Source organism: Salipiger bermudensis HTCC2601 (assembly GCF_000153725.1).
Taxonomy (GTDB): Bacteria; Pseudomonadota; Alphaproteobacteria; order Rhodobacterales; family Rhodobacteraceae; genus Salipiger; species Salipiger bermudensis.
The window spans coordinates 3,686,441-3,706,212 of the sequence record NZ_DS022276.1 but is presented as its reverse complement, the minus strand read 5'-3'; the positions used below and the strand labels follow the sequence as shown (position 1 = coordinate 3,706,212).

Genomic DNA, 19,772 nt, shown 5'->3' with positions numbered 1-19,772 from the left:
GCAGCTGTCGCAGTAGCGATAGCGGCGGGCTTCGAGCGTCAAAAAGAACAGGTTCAGGATGCCGATCAGGACCAGCGGCAGCGGCGAGGCATCGGGCGACGCGTAGGAGATCGACAGCGCCACGCCCAGCGTGACCACGGCCCAGTTGGTCGTGGTGTCGAGACGGGTGCGCCAGACGCTGCAGCGATAGACCTCGCTGCGATAGAGATGGGCGAGCGCCCCGATCTCGGCCGAGCTCAGCTCGGGAAGCGCATGAATTTGCACAATATCATCGCCGTTTTCTGCGTCATCCAGCCAGTCGGCCAGCGTTGCGAGCTGTTCTTTGCTCGGCATTTGTCCACCCTTAGCCCGGCGTCCTGCGCCGCCTTCGATGCGCCCCCGGCAAAAGCTATGTGCCAAATGTGTTAAAAGGTGGTGACCGGAGACGAGCGTGGCCGTGACGGTCCCGTGAGGACGCGTTTGTACCGGCGAGATGTCGCATTTCCACGCCATCCGCCGCAATCACGCATCCCTCGGCCCGGGCCGACGGGTAAGAAAAGGGAACCTTGGGCGCAGGGAGGCGCCCGGATTCACGCGGGGAAGAACATCATGGTCGAGGCGACGACGCGGAAACGGGGCAGAAGCGGCGGTGGTGCGGCGCGACGGGCGGCACGGGGCTCGGCGGTGGTCGAGACGGCGCGCTACATCGAGCGCAACATCCCCGATCTCGAGATCCTCAACGAGGAAGCGCTGCAGATCATCGAGCACAATGCCGAGACCGTGCTGGAAGAGATCGGCGTCAACTTCGTCAACAACCCCGGCGCGCTCGAGCGCTGGCGTCAGGCCGGGGCCGAGATCGACGGCGAGCGGGTGCGCATCCCGCGCGGGTTGGCGCGGAAGCTTTGCGCCACCGCGCCGTCGCGGTTCACCCAGGTCGCCCGCAACCCGGCGAAGACTGTCGAGATCGGTGGCCGTAACCTCGTGCTGGCCCCGGTCTACGGCCCGCCCTTCGTGCACGATGCCGAGGGCGGACGGCGCTATGCCACGATCGACGATTTCCGCAACTTCGTGAAGCTGGGCCAGATGTCACGCTGGCTGCATCATTCCGGCGGCACCGTTTGCGAGCCCACCGACGTTCCGGTGAACAAGCGTCATCTCGACATGTTGCACGCGCATATGACGCTCTCGGACAAGCCTTTCATGGGGTCTGTCACCGAACCGAGCCGGGCGCAGGACAGCGTCGACATGTGCGGCGTGCTCTTCGGCGAGCAGTTCGTGCAGGACAACACCGTGATGACCTCGCTGATCAACATCAACTCGCCGCTGACCTTCGACGACACGATGATGGGCGCGCTCGAGGTCTATGCCGCCAACAACCAGGCCTGCATCATCTCGCCGTTCATCGTCGGCGGGGCGATGGCGCCGGTTTCGGTGGCGGGCACGCTGACGCAGGTCCTTGCCGAGGGGCTCGCGGGCGTGGCCTATTCGCAGCTGGTGCGTCCCGGCGCGCCGGTGATCTTCGGGGCCTTCGTGACCTCGATCGACATGAACTCGGGCGCGCCCACCTTCGGCACCCCCGAGGCGGCGCAGATCACCTATGGCGCCGGGCAACTGGCACGGCGGCTGGGCCTGCCGTTCCGCTCGGCCGGGTCGTTCTGCGGCTCCAAGCTGCCCGACGCGCAGGCCGCCTACGAGACCGCGAACACGCTCAACAACGGGCTGCTCGCCGGGGTGAACTTCATGCTGCATGCCTGCGGCTGGCTGGAGGGTGGGCTGGTCGCGTCCTACGAGAAGTTCGTCATGGATGCCGACCAGCTCGGCGCGCTGCACAAGATGGCGGCGGGCGTTGCGGTCGACGAAAGCGCGCAGGCGATGGATGCGCTCCGTGAGGTCGGACCGGGCGGGCACTACCTTGGCTGTGCCCACACCCAGGCGCATTTCAAGACTGCGTTCTGGCGCTCCGAGCTGTTCGACTACAAGCCGTTCGAGACCTGGATCGAGGAAGGCGGACGCGACACGCTGACGCTGGCCTCTGAGCGGGTGCGCAAGCTTCTTGCCAGTTACGAGCAGCCCAGCATGGACCCGGCCACCGCCGAGGCGCTCGACGCCTTCGTGGCAGCCAAGAAGGCGAGCATGCCCGACAGCTTCATGTAAGGCGGTCTTCGGGCCGCGCCATAAGGCGCGCCTCGCCGATCACTGCGGCCAGCGTTTCCACATGGCGCGCGACGGAATAGGCCCCGTCGCGCGCCTTTCTGCGTTCGTCCATCAAGCCCTCGATCTCGAGAAGTTGCAGCAGCGCGGCGCCGCGATGTCCCGGCGTCGGCGCCCCGAGTACGCGCGCCAGATGCGGGTCGCGGCGATACTCCTCTGCGGCGATGCGTGCGGCCCGGATCAGCAGTCGGGGGCGGTGGAGGCTGTGCAGGAGGCTGGTGAGATCGTGCATCGGTCGGTCCTTCGGAAGTGGGAGGCCCAACCATGCCATGTGAAATCCGGGTGTTGCGGCACAACCAGAGCGGAAGGTCGCTCACTTAATAATTGTTTATGAATTGTGGATAATTTTTGATGTTCGGCAAAATTGTTAACGTTCAGGTAACTTGAGCGCGCTGAATTTGGGTCCGGTCTGGGGAAAAATCTGTGGATAAAATTAAGGACCGAGGGGACTTACCATGAACTTTTACAGTGGAGAAAAAGCTGTTGGACCGAGCTTTCCGGCATGGGTGCCGGACGATGCCAAGCACTATCTTGCCCACACAGTGGGCGGCGAGGCCATCCGCAAGCTGGCGCGGGATGCGGGGTGTCACGCCTCGACCGTCCTGCGGCAGGTCCGGCGGATGGAGACGCTCCGGGATGACCCGCTGGTGGATGGCGCGCTGCGCCGTCTCGGTGCGATGCGCTCCCCGGAAATGGCAGCACACGTCACGAAGGAGTTCGGGCCGATGAACGAAATGTCCGGCAACGAGCCGGCCCCGGACGAGGTCAAGCTGGCGCGCGAGGCACGTCGGGTGCTGCGCAGGCTCTGCGAAAGTGGCGCGGTGCTCGCCGTCGCGGCGGAAATGGACAAGGGCGTCGTGGTGCGCGACACCGGAGAGGGGGGCTCGACCAGAACGGCTGTGGTCGATGCGCCGATCGCCCAGGCCATGGCGCTGAAGGGCTGGATCGCGTGCGATGCGCCGGGGCGGATCTCGCGCTATCGCATCACCTCGGCCGGGCGCGCGGCGCTGGGGCGGCTGGTGGCCGAGCAGGAGACCAAGCTGCGCGGCTTTGCCGAGGCGCAGACCGGGTTCGACAGCGGCCGCGCCGCCGAGGCGGCGATGCAGGCCGAGGAAGACGACCCGAAGGCGCGCCGGCGCAACCTGATGCACGAGGCGCCGCTGGCGCTGCTGGCGCGGCGGCGCGACAAGGACGGCGCGCCGTTCCTGCAGGATGATCTGGTGCGCGCCGGTGAGCGCCTGCGCGAGGATTTCGAGCTGGCCCAGATGGGGCCGCGGGTGGCGCAGAACTGGGACCAGTTTCTGACCGCCGGCGTCGATCGGGGCGTGACGCGCGACGTGCCGCGTGGACCCGAGGCGGCGCGTGCAAGGCTTACCGCAGCGCTGCGCGAACTGGGGCCCGGCCTTGGCGACGTGGCGCTGCAATGCTGCTGCTATCTGGAAGGGCTCGAGGTGACCGAGAAGCGCATGGGCTGGTCGGCGCGCTCGGGCAAGATCGTGCTGCGCATCGCCCTGCAGCGGCTGCACCGATTCTATGACGATCTCAACGCCAGCGGTGGCGGCATGATCGGCTAGCAGATCGGGGTGGGCCGGTGCTTCGGCCCACCCTTGACGGCTTTGGCTTAGCTGCGCGGCAGGGCCGCGGCTTCGGCGGCCAGCGTGGTGATGCCGTCCCAGTCACCCGAGAGCATCTTGTCCTTGGGGGCGACCCAGCTTCCGCCGCAGCACAGAACGTTCGACAGGCCGAGATAGTCGGCGATGTTGCCCATGCTGATGCCGCCCGTGGGGCAGAACCGCACTTGCGGCAGCGGCGCGCCGATGGCCTTCAGCGCCTTGGCGCCGCCCGAGGCCTCGGCCGGAAAGAACTTCTGCACCGTGTAGCCGCGCTCGAGCAGGGCCATCGCCTCCGAAGCGCTGGCAGCCCCCGGCAGCAGCGGCAGGTCGGCCTCTTCGCAGGCGTCGAGCAGCTTGTCGGTGGCGCCCGGCGAGACACCGAACTTGGCGCCGGCATCGACCGCCTTCTTGACGTCGTCCGGGGTCAGCAGCGTGCCCGCGCCGACCACGCCGCCCTCGACCTTTGCCATCTCGGCGATGGCCTCGAGCGCGCAGGGGGTGCGCAGGGTCACTTCCAGCACCGGCAGGCCGCCCTTGACCAGCGCCTGAGCCAGCGGTGCGGCATGGGCGACATCGTCGATGACGAGCACCGGAATGACCGGGGCGAGGCGGCAGAGCTTCTCGGACTCGAGGCTGGCGGCGGCGGGGGTGATCATGGTCGGATCTCCTGGTTCCAAGGGCGTTGGCCACGCGTTAGCACGTTTCCCCGGCGGGGTGTAGAGCGCTAACATCACGCGGCGTCAGTCGCTGCCGTATTCTTCCTGATCCGCCGCCACCGCCGCCCGGAAATCGCTCAGCAGCGTCGGGTCGGCGGAATGCACGCGGTTCCAGGTCGGGATGAAGGGCGTCTCCTGCGGGTTCTCGATGAACAGCTGGCCGGCGCGGGTGATGTTCTCACCGAACATCTCGATGCTCTGCTCCTCGGCATGGCGGTCGATGGTCAGGCCGTTCATCTTGGCATCGGCCCAGTAGGCCTCGAGCAGGTCGAGCGCCGAGCGGTAATAGGTGGCCTTGAGCGTGCGGAACACGTGCGGGGTGAACACGGTGCCGTCGGCGGCGAGCTTGCGGTAGATCGCCTTGCAGATGTCGGTCGACATGCGCGACAGCCCCTGCGAGGCATCCTCGGCGGAAAGATCCTGGTGCTTGTGATCGTACTGGTCGGCGATCTCGACCTGGCAGACCTGGCGCGGTCCGAGGTTGCGCCACGCCTCCGAGAGCACCCCGATCTCGAGCCCCCAGTCCGAGGGGATACGCAGGTCGGGCAGCAGGCCGGTGCGCAGCGCCATCTCGCCCGAGAGCGGGTAGCGGAAGGCGCGCAGGTAGTCGATGTAGTCTCGGTCGCCGATGGTGCGCTTGAGCGCGATCAGCAGCGGTGAGACCAACAGCCGCGTCACCCGGCCGTTGAGCTTGTTGTTGCCGACCCGCGGGTAGAAGCCCTTGGAGAGCTGGTAGGGGAAGGTCGGGTTGGCCACCGGATAGACCAGCCGGTCGAGCATCTCGCGCTTGTAGGTGACGATGTCGCAGTCGTGGATCGCCATCACCGAACTGTCGGCGCAGGAGATCAGGTAGCCCATGCAGCCCCAGACGTTCTTGCCCTTGCCCGGCTCCTGCGGGGCGAGCCCCAGCGCCTCGAGCCGGCCCATGATCTGCAGCATGCGCGGGCTGTCGTTCCAGATCACGGTGGTCTGCTGCGGCAGCACCGAAAAGAACTGCCGCGCGTGGCGGTACTGCGCCTCATCGGCGCGGTCGAGGCCCACGATGATGCGATGCAGGTAGGTGACCTGCTTCAACTCCTGCAGGATGTTGGGCAGCGCATCGCCTTCGAGCTCGGAGAACAGCGAGGGCAGGATCAGAGAGATCTTGCGGCTTTGCGCGAAGGTCTCGAGCTCGTAGATCATCTCCTCGGTCGGGCGCGAGCGCAGGTTGTGGAACTGGGCGATGTTGCCGTTCTGCTGGAAGTCAGCCATGTCGGTCTGCTCTCTTGCTGTATCCGAGCCTGTCGAGAAGCGTCAGCACGCAGGCGTTCCAGCCTGCGGGTCCGGGCGCTTCGCTACGGATGATGGTGCCTGTGGTTTCCCCGGGCAGGGCGGGAATGCCCTGGCCGTGATCGTTGCGGATGATGACGCCGTAATCGGCGGTCTCCAGCATTTCGGTGTCATTGGGCGCGTCGCCGAGCGCGATGGCGGTGTCGCGGCCGAGATCGACCATGATCCCGGCCATCTGTTGCGCCTTGGTGCCGCCGAAAGAGAGCGTCAGGAAGCGCCCGCCGCGGCGCGCGGCGACGCCCCTGGTGTCGAGCGCCGCGAGGAAGGCGGTCAGGCCGGCTTCGTCTCCGCTCCACACGCCCGGCTCGGTGAAGTTGCGCAGACGCGCCAGCCGCGCGCCTTCGGGCGGCAGGCCGGTGATCTCCGCGACCTCCTGGTCGGTCATGTCTCCGAAGCCGCGATAGGACGCGCGCAACTCCGTTGGCAGCTCAAAGAGCACCCGGCGCAGCCGCTCGTAGGCGCTTCGGTCGTGCATGTTGGCCCCGGGGGTGACACGCTGGGCGCCGTTCTCGACGATGATCGGCCAGTCTCCGAGGCCCAGTTCCGCATGCAGCGGTGCGATCTCGGCGGCGGTCTTGGAGCTTGCGAGGATCAGGGGGATTTCTTGCGCCTGTAGCGCTTGCAGCGCGGGCATGGCGGCGCTGTAGCTGTAATCGCCGTGGTCCAGCAGCGTGCCGTCCAGATCCGTGAAAACGATTAGCCGCACCTGCCGATCATCCCTCGTCGTTTCTCCGGAGCGTAACCGGATTGCGACGGGAGAGGGAACAGCTGGCGCGACTTTCTTCGGTGAACTTTGTGTAAGAGGCGAATTAACCGCCTCTTTTCAAAGCGTTCCTGTGTCGTAGCGTCAGGGTGACGAAACAGCGCAGCATCAGACCCCGCGCTGGCGGCGCAACATTGGCAGCGATTGCGACAGGAGCTGCACGAAATCACCGTCGCGGTCGTCGGGATCGACGCGCTTCGGCCAGAGGCAAAGGACCAGCCCGACCCACCAGCTGATTCCGAGCAGCATGAACGGGATCGAGGCGGACAGGATCGCGATTTGCCGGGTGAGATCCTCGGACAGGCCGAGCGCCATCACCAGCCCCATGCACGGGACGATGAAGAGCAGCGGCAACAGCGCGTTGCCAAGCAGCACAGGAAGCAGGTCGATGACCGCCCCCGGTCGCGAGAACCGTTGTGACAGCCAGTGGGGCAGCAGCGTTGGCCGCGTGAGAACCGCGGCGGCGGCGATGGCGACGAGGGAAATGACAATGGGAATGATGACATGCCGCCCGGCCGCAACCTGCGACGGCACGCTGACGAGAAAGCCCAGCGTTGCGATCCCGGCATAAACGCCGGCGGTCCGGTGGGCGAGACGATAGAAATTCGAGAAAAATACACGCATTGGAAACACACTCCGTTGATACGGTGTGTGGTCTAACTTCTCAAATTGGCACGATTACGGCAGGTTGCCGGCAACATGCGGAACTGTTGCCGGCGACGATCATCTTTCCGCCGTCATGACCCGTCAGCCACGCCCGTCCGGGGCGTCTCAGGCGACGTGCTCGAGCTTGGTCTCGGGCGTGACGCCGAGCGCGAAGCAGACATCTCGGGTCAGCTCGGGGCGATTGAGCGTGTAGAAATGCAGCTTGTCGACCCCGCCGTCGAGCAGCTCCGAGCAGAGCTCGGTGCAGATCGAGGTGGCGAGCAGATCCTGACGGCCGTCGCGCTCGGCCTTCTCGAAGGCCTCGATCACCCAGGCGGGGATCTTGGTGCCGCAGGACTCGGCGAAGCGGCGCGCGCCCTTCCAGTTCTCGATCGGCAGGATGCCCGGCACGATCGGCTTGTCGATGCCGGCTTTCTCGCAGGCATCGCGGAAGCGGAAGAAGGTCTCGGCCTCGAAGAAGAACTGGGTCAGCGCCTCGGAGGCACCGGCATCGAGCTTGCGCTTGAGCCAGTCCACGTCGGCCTGACCCGAGGCGGCCTCGGGATGGATGTCGGGATAGGCGCCGACGCGGATGTTGAAATCGCCCGCCTCGCGCAGCGCCTCGATCAGTTCGACCGAGCTGGAAAAGCCATCTTCGTGCGGCGTGAAGCCGGTGGCGCCCTTCGGCGGGTCGCCGCGCAGGGCGACGATGTCGCTCACACCTGCGGCATTGAACTGCTCGGCGATGGCCAGCGTCTCGGACTTGGTGGCGTCGACGCAGGTCAGGTGCGCCGCGACCTTCAGGCCGGAATGCTTGTGCAGCGTGGCGACCACGTCGCGGGTCAGCTCACGGGTGGTGCCGCCGGCACCATAGGTGACCGAGACAAAGCGCGGGTCCAGCGGGGCCAGCGATTGAACCGTGTCCCACAGGCGGAAGGTCGCCTCGATGTTGCGGGGCGGAAAGAACTCGAATGAGATGTCGGGGCGTTGCATTGCCGGGATCCTCTTTTGTTGCGAGGCTTGTCGCACATACCGCAATGTGAGACAAACTCATAAATCTCAAGAACAACATGAGTGAAACGATAGGATGCACATTGAGTTCCGTCATCTCCGCACGATCAAGGCGGTGCATGAGGCGGGCAGTCTGGCCCGCGCGGCCGACCAGCTGAACATCACGCAATCGGCTTTGAGCCACCAGATCAAGGGCTTGGAAGAACAGGCCGGGATCGAGCTCTTCGTGCGGCGGTCAAAGCCCATGCGCCTGTCGGCGGCGGGGATGCGGCTGTTGCGGCTGGCCGAGCAGGTCCTGCCGCAGGTCGAGGCCGCGCAGGCCGAGTTCGCGGGGCTCAGGGCAGGGCGCTCGGGCCGGCTTCATATCGCCATCGAGTGTCACGCCTGTTTCGAATGGCTGTTCCCGGTGCTCGAGGCGTTTCGCAAGAGCTGGCCGGATGTCGATGTCGACATCCGACCAGGCCTCGCCTTTGACGCGCTGCCGGCGTTGCAGAAGGAGGATGTGGATGTGGTGATCTCCTCCGACCCGGAGGCTCTCCCCGACGTCACTTTCACGCCGCTCTTCGATTACAGCCCGGTCTTCGTGGCCGCGGCGTCGCACCCGCTGGCGGAAAAGCCCTTCATCGATGCGACGGATTTCCGCGGTGAGACGCTGATCACCTACCCGGTGGACCGGGCGCGGCTCGATATCTTCTCGCAACTGCTGAGCCCGGCCAAGGTCGAACCCGCCGCGATTCGTCAGGTTGAACTGACGGCGGTGATTCTCCTTTTGGTGGCGTCGAACCGCGGTGTCTCGGTGCTGCCCGACTGGGTCGTGCGCGAGGTGAAATACAACTCGGATTATGTCACGCGCCCGCTCACCGAGCATGGGCTGACCCGCACGCTCTATGCCGCGACCCGGAGCGATGATCTCGAAAAGCCATACATGGCCGACCTGATCCGACTGGCCGGACAGGAGGCACACAAGCTTCAGACGCAGTAGCTCCGCGTTTCGGAAACGCACCCGGCCCGCATCAGGGCCGAGGCGATATTTTATAGAAAAATCAGAGGGGTTTGAGGTCCGACGCCATCATGCGGCCGTCGCGTCCTTCCTTGAGATCGTAGCTCACCTTCTGGTTGTCCGCGAGTCCCGTGAGACCGGACCGCTCGACCGCTGAAATATGAACAAAAACGTCTTTTCCGCCCTCTTCCGGCGCAATGAAGCCGTAGCCTTTTGTCGTGTTAAACCATTTCACGGTGCCACTCGGCATGTTCCCGTGCTCCTTCCAGTCGTCAAATGTTGTTGCCCGGCCTGGCCCGGGCGCCCCGTCACATTCGCCTTTCAGGCCGAAAGTCAGCTTATAATGCCGTGCTTTCGGTGCTGATCATCGAAGGTCACGAAACAAAGCGTTGCACAGGTCTGACAAAAATCAAGCGAAACGCTTCGCTCTCGCAGCGATCGGCGATAATTTGTCGCCGCAAGACGAAGGAGAAGGCGAGATGCGGATCTACGGGCTGAAAAATTGCGACACCTGCCGGAAGGCGATGAAGGCTTTGCCGCAGGCCGAGTTGGTTGATGTGCGGGTCGATGGCGTGCCCGACGAGGTGATGGCGAAGGCGCATTCGCGGTTTGGCGACAAGCTGCTGAACACGCGGTCGACCACGTGGCGCGGGCTCTCTGAGGACGAGCGCGCGACGCCGCCGCTTGCGCTGCTCGCGGCCCATCCGGCGCTGATGAAGCGCCCGTTGATCGTCGACGGTGATCAGATGTATCTGGGCTTGGACAAGGCCACGCAGGGCGCGCTCGGCGTCAGCGCCTGAGGCTCATGCTGGTTGGGGAGGTGGGGCAAGGCGGCGCGCGACCAACCGGTCGAGCGCCAGCCAGCCGCCGCCCTTCAGCACCAGCGTGATGAGGAGCAGCATCCAGAACATCCTCTGGTCGAGGATCGGTGCGTCCGGGATGCGGTCGAACCACGCGCCCAGCGTTTCGGGATGCGCGATGCCGCCATGACCGTAAAGGTCGGTGAGGCTCTGCACGGAGACGAAACCGATCATGCCGAGCGCGGCGAGCCGCGTGGCAAGCCCCAGCACGATCAGGAGCGGCAGCAGGAATTCCGCCCACGTCCCGGCCACGGTGACGGCCCAGTGCAGCACTCCAAGCTGGCTGGCGTCATAGCCCACCGCCTCGAACTGGCGCGGCCAGATCTGCGCATAGGCGCCTGTCGAAGGTCTCAGGAAACCGAGCAGGCCGTCGCCCAGCTTGGTACGTGCCGAGGCCCAGAAATAGCCTACCAGCGTTGCAGCAAAGGTCAGGCGGGCGAGGAGTGGCAGCAAACCTTCGGTCAGTGGCTCGAGGTGGCTCGTGGCGCGATGGTAGAGCGGGATCAGCCGGGGCATGTCAGGATCTCCGTGATGGCGCCGTGACCCAGCAGCAGCGCGAGGCAGGGGGCGGGATCGAAGCCGGGTCCGCATTGGGTGACGGCGGCGCCGAGCGGCATGTTGGCCTGAAGCGCCGCGAGGAAGGCGTGACCCTGCGGGGGCAGCACGTGCGGCTCCGGGTCGTAATCCGGGCGCAGAACGGCGATCTCCTGCGCGCCGCTCGTCGGGGCGGCGCCGAGGCCAAGCGCAAAGGCGCGGATCTCGGCCACGGGCCAGCGCGATTTCACGATCTGGACGCTTGGCGCCAGCCGCAGCCGGGCAAGGCCGAGCCTGTCCTCGGGGATCGAGAGCAGGGCGTTGGGGGCGACGGGCGTGGCATCGGCAGCGTGATAGGCGCGGCGCAGCGCCAGCTCAAGCCGGGCGACATCCGACAGGAAGGGCAGTCGACCGAGCCCGTCGAGCCCGTCGAGAAAGGCCGGGAAAGCGGCGCCCCAGTGGATCATCAGCGGGCTTGCCGGCGGATGCTGGCGCAGGAAGCGCCCGGCGATGCGGCTCATGTTGTCCGCGCCAAGCAATGCCGCGCAGGCGGGAAAGCCGGTTATGAGCGCCTCGGTCAGCGAGACCGCGACATTGTTGCGATAGACCGCATAGCGCCGCCCGGCCGGGTGGCCCGCCCCGTCGGTAAGCCCGTCGGGCACCGGGCGCGCTGGATCGAGCAGCGCGTGGTGGAAGGCCTGCTGGCTCATGCGGCGACCGCCAGCCGGGCCAGCGCCTCCTCGGCCCTTCGGGCCTCCTCGGCCAGCACAGGCCAGGCCGGAACATCGGTGTCCCATTCGATCAGCAGAGGCTTCGGCCCGGAGCGTACCAGCGTGTGACTCAGAAGCGCCCAGACCGGGTCGGCAACCTCGCGGCCGTGGCTGTCGATCAGCAGCGGCGCGCCATGGTCGTCTTCGTCCTCGTCATGGCCGCCAAGATGGATCTCGCCGACCTGATCGAGCGCGAAGCCATCGATATAGGCCTGCGGCGTGAAGCCGAGATTGGTCGCCGAGACGAAGACGTTGTTGACGTCGAGCAGCAGGCCGCACCCGGTCCGCCTTGCGATCTCGCGCAGGAAGTCGGGCTCGTCCCATGTGCTCTCGGAGAAGGCGAGATAGCTCGACGGGTTCTCGAGCAGCATCTGCCGGCCAAGCGTGTCCTGCACCTCGTCGACATGCGCGACGACGCGGTCAAGCGTGGCGTTCGTGTAGGGCAGCGGCAGCAGATCGTTGAGAAAGGCGCTGTCATGGGTCGACCAGGCGAGATGCTCGGAAAAGCTGGCCGGGTTCAGCCAGCCCACGAGGTGCTTCAGCCGGGCGAGGTGCTCGGCGTCAAGGCGGCCCTCGCCGCCGATCGAAAGGCCGACCCCGTGCACCGAGATCGGAAAGCGCTCGGCCAGCGCGCGCAATTGCGCCAGCGGGCGGCCGCCATCGCCCATGTAGTTCTCGGCGTGGATCTCGAGCCAGCCGATCGGGCCGGCACCGGCGAGGATCTCGGCATAGTGCTGGGGCTTGTAGCCGACGCCGGGCGCGGCGGGCAGGGTGGTGAAGCTGTGCATGGGTCCCGTCCTTGTCCTGGGCCAGAGGTGCGGGGCGGGCAGGTGGCCCCGCCCCGGCGCGGCCTCACATCTCGGGCAGGTCGCGGTCGAGCGCCTCGAGCGAGCCCATGCGCTCGGAGCCGTCGGCCATCGCCGGCAGCATGACTTCCATGCAGGTGCCCTCGTCGACGAGGCTCCACGCGTTGCCCTGGTAGTCGACCTTGGATGTGCCGGCGCAGGTGGTGCCGGGTCCGGCGGCGCAATCGTTCTGACCGGCCAGCGCCACACCGAAGCACTTCTCCTTCTCCTGCGCCGCGGCCTGATGCGCGGTGAGGGTGACGGCGGTGGCGACGGCGCTGAGCAGGGCGGCGGTCTTGATGGTTTTCGACATGATCATTTTCCCTTGTTGGGTGTCCCGTTGGTGCCGGTCCGGGTGTCTCCCGGTGGCCTCTCAACAGTGCCGCGACATGCCGCCACGGCCCACTCACGGGCGCGTGGCTCACGTGTGTGTCAAGCGGCGTCAGCGCGCGGAGGATGTGTCACAAGACGTATCACTCTGGAATTTCGTGGTATTCCATTTGAGTGTTTCAGATGCCGTAACGGAAAGAGGGCCCGTGCTAGACCTTTGTTACAACGAAAGCGGCCCCCGCGATGATCGCGGGGGCCGTGCGTGAGATTTGTTACAGTTTAAACCAGGCCGCTCGGGGCCGGTCTGTCTGTTCAGCCGCGCAAATCCGGCGGCGTCGCCTCGACGCCCAGCTCCTGCGTGATCTCGGCCAGTGCCGCGACCTTGGTCTGCTTCTCGCCGAGGCGGCGCACGGTGACGGTGCGCTCCTCGACCTCGCGGTGGCCGACAGCGAGGATAACCGGCACCTTGCCGACCGAATGCTCGCGGACCTTGTAGTTGATCTTCTCGTTGCGGATGTCGGCCTCGGCGCGCACGCCTGCCGCTTTCAGTTCGGCCACGACCTCGTGCACGTAGTCATCGGCCTCCGAGGTGATCGAGGCCACCACCACCTGACGCGGGGCCAGCCAGAACGGCAGCTTGCCGGCGTGCTCCTCGATCAGGATACCGATGAAGCGCTCGAAGGAGCCAAGCACGGCGCGGTGCAGCATGACCGGACGATGTTTCTCGCCGTCCTGGCCGATATAGCTCGCATCGAGACGGTCGGGCAGGTTGGGGTCGACCTGCAGCGTGCCGCATTGCCATTCCCGCCCGATGGCGTCGGTCAGCGTGAACTCGAGCTTCGGGCCGTAGAAGGCGCCTTCGCCCTCCTGCAGCTCGAACCCGTAGCCAGCCGCCTTGCAGGCATCCCCGAGCGCCGCTTCTACGCGGTCCCAGCTCTCTTCCGAGCCGATGCGCTTCTCGGGGCGGGTCGAGAGCTTGATGGTCCAGTTGTGGAATCCGAGATCGGCATAGATGCCGGCTAGGAACTCGATGAACTTCTTGGTCTCGGCCTCGATCTGGTCATCGGTGCAGAAGATATGCGCGTCGTCCTGGGTGAAACCGCGCACCCGCATGATGCCGTGCAGCGCGCCCGAGGGCTCGTAGCGGTTGCACGAGCCGAACTCGGCCATGCGCAGCGGCAGGTCGCGGTAGGACTTGAGGCCCGAGTTGAAGATCTGCACGTGGCACGGGCAGTTCATCGGCTTCAGCGCGTTGATGCTCTTCTCGCGGGCATGCTCTTCATCGACCTCGACGATGAACATGTTCTCTTGGTAGTTGTCCCAGTGGCCCGAGGCTTCCCAGAGCTTGCGGTCGACCACCTGCGGCGTGTTCACCTCGACATAGCCGTCGCGGTGCTGCTGGCGGCGCATGTAATCCTGCAGCGAGGTGTAGATGGTCCAGCCGTTCGGGTGCCAGAAGATCTGGCCCGGCGCCTCGGGCTGCAGGTGGAACAGGTCCATTTCGCGGCCGAGCTTGCGGTGGTCGCGCTTGGCGGCCTCCTCGAGGAAGTTGAGGTAGCCCTGCAGATCCTTGCGGTTGCGGAAGGCCACGCCCTGGACGCGCTGGAGCATCGGGCGATTCACATCGCCGAACCAGTAGGCGCCCGAGACGCCCATCAGCTTGAACGAATCCGCCGGCAGCTGGCCGGTATGCTGCAGGTGCGGGCCTCGGCAGAGATCCTGCCACCCGCCATGCCAGTACATGCGGATCGGCGCGCCCTCGGGAATGCGGTCGACCAACTCGACCTTGTAGGGTTCGCCGTTCTCTTCATAGAAGGCGCGGGCGCGGTCGCGCTCCCAGATCTCGGTGGTGACCGGCTCGCGGGCGTTGATGATGTCCTTCATCTTGGCTTCGATCTGGCCGAGATCCTCCGGCGTGAAGGGCTCTGCGCGGTCGAAATCGTAGAACCAGCCATGCTCGGTGACCGGGCCGATGGTGACCTTGGTGTCGGGCCAGATCTCCTGCACGGCGCGCGCCATCACGTGGGCGAGGTCGTGGCGGATCAGCTCGAGCGCCGGGGCCTCGTCCTGCAGCGTGTTGATGGCGATCTGCGCGTCCTGCTCGATCGGCCACTGGAGATCCCAGTGTTGGCCGTCGACCATGGCGGAGATGGCCTTCTTCGAGAGCGATTTCGAGATCGACTCGGCGACCGCAGCGGGGGTTACGCCCTGCTCGTACTCGCGCTTATTGCCATCGGGAAAGGTGAGAGAGATCTGGGCCATAGCGGCTCTCCTCGTCGGTTTGGCGCCCACGGAACGCCCGGTTGCGGGTTATGTTGCGCGGGTCTTTTGGCCGGGCGAGGAGGGGGTGTCAAGGACAGTCGGCCGCGCCTGTGCAGCTACGCCGGACTGTCGGGCCCGGATCTCTCGCCGTGCCGGGGTGTCCACGGCCGAGCAGGGGGAACGTCTTTGTGATCGTGCGGATGCGTTCCTTCTCGGATAGGTGGTGCTAACCTGATCGCGTGGGATGACCATGGAGGACGCTATGACCGCAAAGAACTTCACCCCCATCCTCGCGCTTGCCTGCAGTCTTGGGGCTGCCGCTGCGGCCGCGCTTCCGACCGATGCAGCCACCACGGAGAGCCGCGCTGAAGCTGCGGCCCCCGTGACAACCGAGGCCCCGGTGCAGCTTGCCCTGACCTTCGGAGACCCGGTTCCGCTGACCCAAGGCGAAAAAGCCTCGATCCGATTCCTGATGCCCGATGTCGATCCCGAGGCCTTCCCGCCCGAGACATGGGGCGCGGTGCGGGGCGTCCTGCTGAGCAATGATTACGACTCCGAGAAGCGGCTCCAGTTGAAAGCCCTGCTTCCCTGACGGGTGATCAGCTCCGACCGACCGCCTCCCAGCGCGCCTCGAGCTTTTCCAGCGCGGCGATGCGCTCCTCGGTCTTCGGGTGCGACATCAGCCAGGCGGGCACGCCGCCGCGCGCGTTTGTCAGCGCCTCGAGCTTGGTAAAGAGCGTCTTCTGCGGCGCCACGCCGATGCCGGACTTGTGCAGCAGGGCCGCGGCATAGGCGTCGGCCTCGTACTCGTCGCCGCGCGACAGCCGCGCCGCCAGCAGCTTCATGGCCGCCGTGGCTAGATAGGGGCCGACGCCGGGCAGGAAGCGGCCCAGCACCATCGCCATGGCGGTGCGCAGCGCGTTCTGGCCCGAGAAATCGATCATCCGCCGCCGCGAATGCCCCAGCGCCACGTGGCCCAGCTCATGTGCGATCACCGAGGCCATCTCCTCGGCCGAGACCTCGCCGGCGCGATAGCGGTTGTAGAAACCGCGGGTGATGAAGATGCGCCCGTCCGGCGCCGCGAGGCCGTTGACCGGCTCGATCTCGTAGATGTTGACCCGGATGCGCGGCAGCTCGAGCGCCGCCGCCATGCGATCGGTCAATGCCTTCAGGCGCGGATCGGCCAGCTCGGTCGACTTCGCGTCGAGCTCTTTCGTGGTGCGCCAGACCGACACTCGGTACATGGCGAGCGCGTAGAGAATGGCGAGCAGGATCGGGGTGAACTTCAGCATACCCCGAATATGGGGCCGCCCGGCGCCCCCTCCAAGAGCAAAAAATGGCCGCCTCCCGCGAGCACGAGCCGGATCGCAAACCGCTCATGACGAACAGACCCGCAAGCCGCCCCCGTACCACGCCCTGATCTTCTCTACGTTCCAAATACTCAAAAAAACAAACCTCCCGGCCAGAACCCCGGCCGGGAGGTCAGAAACCACGGCGATTGCCGGAAAGCTCAGCCTTCCCCGGCCTCGCCCTCGTCCTCATCGCCCTGATCGGCGATCCAGGCCACCGAGACCACGGTCTCGCCCTCGCGGGTGTTGAACACCTTCACGCCGCCGGCGCTGCGCGAGCGGAACGAGATGCCCTCGACCGGGACGCGGATTGACTGGCCGGTGGAGGTGGCCAGCATGATCTGGTCTTCCATCTCGACCGGGAAGGAGGCGACGATCTCGCCGCCGCGCATGGATTTCTCCCACGCGGTGACGCCCATGCCGCCCCGGCCGCGGATCGGGTAGTCATGGCTAGACGACAGTTTGCCAAGACCCTTCGCGGTGATCGTCAGCAGCAGGTTCTCCGCCGCCGACATCTCGGCATAGCGCTCGGCCGAGAGCAGGCTGTCGGCATTGCCCTCGTCGTCATCCGAGGCCGCCTCGGCATCATCCGCGAGGCCGGCCATGGCGCGGCGCATCTTGAGATAGGAGGCGCGCTCGTCCGACTCGGCCTCGAAGTGCCGGATCACAGACATAGACACGACCTCGTCGCCGTTCGCGAGCTTGACGCCGCGCACGCCGGTGGAGTTGCGCGAGTTGAACACCCGCACGTCCGGCACCGGGAAGCGGATGGCACGGCCGGAATTGGTGACCAGCATCACGTCGTCGTCTTCCGAGCAGATCCGGGCGTTGATCAGGCGGGTCGCCTCGTCGTCGCCCTCGAACTTCATCGCGATCTTGCCGTTGCGCATGACGTTGGTGAAATCCGACAGCCGGTTGCGGCGCACCGAGCCCTTGGAGGTGGCGAAGACGATCTGCAGGTCGTCCCAGTCCTCCTCAGGGCGGTCGACCGGCATGATCGCCGCCACCGACACGCCCTGCGGGATCGGCAGGATGTTGACGATGGCCTTGCCCTTCGAGGTGCGTCCGCCCTGCGGGAGGCGCCAGCACTTGAGCTTGTAGACCATGCCCGCGGTGGTGAAGAACAGCAGCTGCGTGTGGGTGTTGGCCACGAAGAGCTGGGTGACGACGTCGTCTTCCTTGAGCCCGCCGCCCGACAGGCCCTTGCCGCCGCGCTTCTGCGAGCGGTAGTCGGCCAGAGGGGTCCGCTTGATGTAGCCCGACTGGGTGACGGTGACGACCATGTCCTCGCGCTCGATCAGGTCCTCGTCGTCCATGTCGCCGGCCCAGTCGACGATCTCGGTGCGGCGCGGCACCGCGAACTGGTCGCGGACGGCGGTCATCTCGTTCGAGATGATCTCCATGATGCGCTCGCGCGAGCCAAGGATCTCGAGGTATTCCTTGATCTTGCCGGCCAGCTCCTCGAGCTCGTCGGTGACCTCCTTGACGCCCAGCTGGGTGAGGCGCTGCAGGCGCAGTTCGAGGATGGCGCGGGCCTGCGTTTCCGACAGGTTGTAGGTGCCGTCCTCGTTCATCTTGTGGGTCGGGTCGTCGATCAACTGGATGTAGGGCGCGATCTCATGCGCCGGCCAGCGCCGGGTCATCAGCTTCTCGCGCGCCTCGGAGGCATCGACCGAGGCCCGGATGGTGGCCACCACCTCGTCGACATTGGCCACCGCCACGGCAAGGCCGCACAGGATGTGGCTGCGCTCGCGGGCCTTGCGCAGCAGGTAGGCGGTGCGCCGCGCCACCACGTCCTCGCGGAAATCGAGGAAGGCGGTGAGGAAGGTGCGCAGGGTGAGCTGCTCGGGCTTGCCGCCGTTCAGCGCCAGCATGTTGCAGCCGAAGCTGACCTGCATCGGCGTGAAGCGGTAGAGCTGGTTGAGCACCACCTCGGCGGTGGCGTCGCGCTTGAGCTCGATCACCACGCGCACGCCCGAGCGGTCGGATTCGTCCTGTACGTGGGCGATGCCCTCGATCTTCTTGTCGCGCACCGATTCCGCGATGCGCTCGATCATCGTCGCCTTGTTCACCTGGTAGGGAATCTCGTCGATGACGATGGCATAGCGATCGCGCTTGATCTCCTCGATGCGGGTCTTGGCACGGATGATCACCGAACCGCGGCCCTCGAGATAGGCCTTGCGGGCCCCGGACCGGCCGAGGATGACGCCGCCGGTGGGGAAATCCGGGGCGGGGATGTACTCGATCAGCTGCTCCGAGCTGAGATCGGGGTTCTCGATCAGCGCCAGCGTCGCGTCGATCACCTCGCCGAGGTTGTGCGGCGGGATGCGCGTGGCCATGCCGACCGCGATGCCCTCGGCGCCGTTGACCAGCACGTTGGGATAGCGGGCGGGCAGCACCACCGGCTCGTTGCGCTCGTTGGCGTAGTTCGGGACGAAATCGACCGTGTCCTTGTCGATATCCTCGAGCAGCGCCTCTGCAGTGCGCTCGAGCCGCGACTCGGTGTAACGGTAGGCGGCAGGCGGGTCGCCATCCATGGAACCGAAATTGCCCTGACCGTCGATCAGCGGCAGCGACATGGAGAAATCCTGCGCCATCCGGACCAGCGCGTCATAGACCGCCGAGTCGCCATGCGGGTGGTAGCGGCCCATGACGTCGCCCACGGCGGTGGCGCATTTGCGGTAGGGCTTGGACTTGGTCTGCCCGTTCTCCCAGAGCGTGTAGAGGATGCGTCGATGCACGGGCTTCAGCCCGTCGCGCAGATCCGGGATCGCGCGGCTCACGATCACGCTCATGGCGTAATCGAGATAGCTCGACTTCATCTCGTCGATGATGGAGATCGCGGGGCCACCGTAGGAGGGGCGCTCGGGTCCGCTCATTTCCTCATCGTTTTCAGGGGGTTCCGGCGTGTCGGTCACGATGCTCGCCTGTCCGTTATTATGCTATATCTTGTGAGAGAGGCTTATATCAGATGCAGGATATGGGGCGCAATGGCGCCGGCGCGACAAATCTGGCAGCCACTGCAATGACCTGCTAACAACCTGTTTTAATTGAAAAAAGATGAGTGTCGCGGCACGCTTTAAACACGGAAAAAAGCCGAGGTAAAGCGATGCAGGAAACACCGACCGAACTGATGCTCAAGGGCTATGGCCTGACCACCGCGGAAATCTTCTACCGCATGCCCGATTACCGGAACGTTCTCAACACGTTCCTCTGGCAGGAGTACGACCTCGCCCCCGATCATCCGCGGCTCTTCAAGTTCGTCGAGTTCTGGCAGGACGAGATCGAGGGCCCGCTGCACTCGATCCGCTTCACCCACCGCAAGATGCTGTCGTCGGGCGAGTGGCGGCAGGTTGTCGGGGAGTTCCATTACCACTGATGCAGCACGGCCTGGCTGGAGAGGGGAGGGGCGCTGCCCCTCTTCCACCGGCACGCCGGCGGAATTCACCCCGAGGTATTTGAAAACCAGAGAAGAGGCGGGCGCTGCGTTTTCCGGTCACCCCTCGCCACGAGGGACGAGGGGCTTCTCCGGTTGCGGTCATCGGCGCCTCCGCC

At 65.8% G+C, this 19,772-nt stretch carries 21 protein-coding genes; 6 read left to right on the top strand and 15 right to left on the bottom strand.

Features of this window, described 5'->3' with window-relative positions:
* On the bottom strand, nucleotides 1-333 hold a 333-nt coding region (locus tag R2601_RS27405), incomplete at its 3' end, for a DUF2270 domain-containing protein (protein WP_007800723.1).
* A gap of 255 nt (nucleotides 334-588) precedes the next feature.
* On the opposite strand from R2601_RS27405, the gene R2601_RS17495 reads away from it, so the two are divergent.
* Nucleotides 589-2,133 (top strand): trimethylamine methyltransferase family protein, encoded by a 1,545-nt coding sequence (locus R2601_RS17495; RefSeq protein ID WP_007800721.1) that lies wholly within the window; start codon nucleotides 589-591, stop codon nucleotides 2,131-2,133.
* On the opposite strand, the gene R2601_RS17490 is transcribed toward R2601_RS17495, so the two are convergent.
* Nucleotides 2,126-2,422, bottom strand: a complete 297-nt coding sequence (locus R2601_RS17490; protein WP_007800718.1) for a DUF6477 family protein — start codon at nucleotides 2,420-2,422, stop codon at nucleotides 2,126-2,128. The genes R2601_RS17495 and R2601_RS17490 overlap by 8 nt on opposite strands.
* Nucleotides 2,423-2,645: 223 nt before the next feature.
* On the opposite strand from R2601_RS17490, the gene R2601_RS17485 reads away from it, so the two are divergent.
* The gene (locus R2601_RS17485) at nucleotides 2,646-3,764 is read left to right on the top strand and encodes a DUF6456 domain-containing protein (RefSeq protein WP_050768419.1); all 1,119 of its coding nucleotides are present in this window, start codon (nucleotides 2,646-2,648) and stop codon (nucleotides 3,762-3,764) included.
* Between the two features lie 47 nt (nucleotides 3,765-3,811).
* On the opposite strand, the gene R2601_RS17480 is transcribed toward R2601_RS17485, so the two are convergent.
* The 5 genes from R2601_RS17480 to metF form a co-directional block, all read right to left on the bottom strand.
* Nucleotides 3,812-4,459 (bottom strand): bifunctional 4-hydroxy-2-oxoglutarate aldolase/2-dehydro-3-deoxy-phosphogluconate aldolase, encoded by a 648-nt coding sequence (locus R2601_RS17480; protein WP_007800715.1) that lies wholly within the window; start codon nucleotides 4,457-4,459, stop codon nucleotides 3,812-3,814.
* An 84-nt stretch (nucleotides 4,460-4,543) separates the two neighbouring features.
* Entirely contained in the window at nucleotides 4,544-5,770 is a 1,227-nt protein-coding gene (locus R2601_RS17475; protein ID WP_007800713.1) for a glycosyltransferase family protein, read from the bottom strand.
* Entirely contained in the window at nucleotides 5,763-6,554 is a 792-nt protein-coding gene (locus R2601_RS17470; RefSeq protein ID WP_007800710.1) for an HAD-IIB family hydrolase, read from the bottom strand. The genes R2601_RS17475 and R2601_RS17470 overlap by 8 nt, the downstream gene beginning before the upstream one ends.
* Before the next feature lie 165 nt (nucleotides 6,555-6,719).
* The gene (locus tag R2601_RS17465) at nucleotides 6,720-7,235 is read right to left on the bottom strand and encodes a hypothetical protein (protein WP_007800708.1); all 516 of its coding nucleotides are present in this window, start codon (nucleotides 7,233-7,235) and stop codon (nucleotides 6,720-6,722) included.
* Nucleotides 7,236-7,382: 147 nt separating this feature from the next.
* Nucleotides 7,383-8,249: a methylenetetrahydrofolate reductase [NAD(P)H] gene (metF, locus tag R2601_RS17460; protein WP_007800706.1), complete on the bottom strand. Its 867-nt coding sequence runs from the start codon at nucleotides 8,247-8,249 to the stop codon at nucleotides 7,383-7,385.
* Nucleotides 8,250-8,343: 94 nt separating this feature from the next.
* Here metF and R2601_RS17455 point away from each other — a divergent pair, with 94 nt between their 5' ends.
* On the top strand, nucleotides 8,344-9,249 hold the full coding sequence (locus R2601_RS17455) for a LysR family transcriptional regulator (protein WP_007800704.1): 906 nt from the start codon (nucleotides 8,344-8,346) through the stop codon (nucleotides 9,247-9,249).
* 61 nt (nucleotides 9,250-9,310) lie between these two features.
* Here the strand turns inward: R2601_RS17455 and R2601_RS17450 are convergent, their stop codons facing one another.
* Nucleotides 9,311-9,517, bottom strand: coding sequence for a cold-shock protein (locus R2601_RS17450; RefSeq protein WP_007800702.1), 207 nt, complete (start codon nucleotides 9,515-9,517; stop codon nucleotides 9,311-9,313).
* A gap of 229 nt (nucleotides 9,518-9,746) precedes the next feature.
* Between R2601_RS17450 and R2601_RS17445 the strand changes: the two genes are divergently transcribed.
* Entirely contained in the window at nucleotides 9,747-10,067 is a 321-nt protein-coding gene (locus R2601_RS17445) for an ArsC/Spx/MgsR family protein (protein ID WP_007800699.1), read from the top strand.
* A gap of 3 nt (nucleotides 10,068-10,070) precedes the next feature.
* Here R2601_RS17445 and R2601_RS17440 read toward each other — a convergent pair whose 3' ends face one another.
* The 5 genes from R2601_RS17440 to thrS form a co-directional block, all read right to left on the bottom strand.
* Complete coding sequence (locus R2601_RS17440) at nucleotides 10,071-10,643, bottom strand: DoxX family membrane protein (protein WP_007800697.1); 573 nt, start codon at nucleotides 10,641-10,643, stop codon at nucleotides 10,071-10,073.
* Nucleotides 10,631-11,371, bottom strand: a complete 741-nt coding sequence (locus R2601_RS17435) for an HvfC/BufC N-terminal domain-containing protein (RefSeq protein WP_007800695.1) — start codon at nucleotides 11,369-11,371, stop codon at nucleotides 10,631-10,633. Before R2601_RS17435 ends, R2601_RS17440 begins: the two co-directional genes overlap by 13 nt.
* Entirely contained in the window at nucleotides 11,368-12,219 is an 852-nt protein-coding gene (gene bufB, locus R2601_RS17430; protein WP_007800694.1) for an MNIO family bufferin maturase, read from the bottom strand. The genes R2601_RS17435 and bufB overlap by 4 nt, the downstream gene beginning before the upstream one ends.
* A 64-nt stretch (nucleotides 12,220-12,283) precedes the next feature.
* Complete coding sequence (locus tag R2601_RS17425) at nucleotides 12,284-12,589, bottom strand: BufA1 family periplasmic bufferin-type metallophore (RefSeq protein WP_040545480.1); 306 nt, start codon at nucleotides 12,587-12,589, stop codon at nucleotides 12,284-12,286.
* A 329-nt stretch (nucleotides 12,590-12,918) separates the two neighbouring features.
* On the bottom strand, nucleotides 12,919-14,868 hold the full coding sequence (gene thrS, locus R2601_RS17420; RefSeq protein WP_007800690.1) for a threonine--tRNA ligase: 1,950 nt from the start codon (nucleotides 14,866-14,868) through the stop codon (nucleotides 12,919-12,921).
* Nucleotides 14,869-15,130: 262 nt separating this feature from the next.
* Here thrS and R2601_RS17415 point away from each other — a divergent pair, with 262 nt between their 5' ends.
* Nucleotides 15,131-15,460, top strand: coding sequence for a hypothetical protein (locus R2601_RS17415; protein ID WP_007800689.1), 330 nt, complete (start codon nucleotides 15,131-15,133; stop codon nucleotides 15,458-15,460).
* Nucleotides 15,461-15,467: 7 nt separating this feature from the next.
* Here R2601_RS17415 and R2601_RS17410 read toward each other — a convergent pair whose 3' ends face one another.
* On the bottom strand, nucleotides 15,468-16,160 hold the full coding sequence (locus tag R2601_RS17410; protein ID WP_007800687.1) for a M48 family metalloprotease: 693 nt from the start codon (nucleotides 16,158-16,160) through the stop codon (nucleotides 15,468-15,470).
* Nucleotides 16,161-16,378: 218 nt separating this feature from the next.
* Entirely contained in the window at nucleotides 16,379-19,096 is a 2,718-nt protein-coding gene (gyrA, locus tag R2601_RS17405; RefSeq protein ID WP_007800685.1) for a DNA gyrase subunit A, read from the bottom strand.
* A gap of 230 nt (nucleotides 19,097-19,326) precedes the next feature.
* On the opposite strand from gyrA, the gene R2601_RS17400 reads away from it, so the two are divergent.
* Complete coding sequence (locus R2601_RS17400) at nucleotides 19,327-19,596, top strand: usg protein (RefSeq protein WP_007800683.1); 270 nt, start codon at nucleotides 19,327-19,329, stop codon at nucleotides 19,594-19,596.
* Nucleotides 19,597-19,772 lie beyond the last annotated feature (176 nt).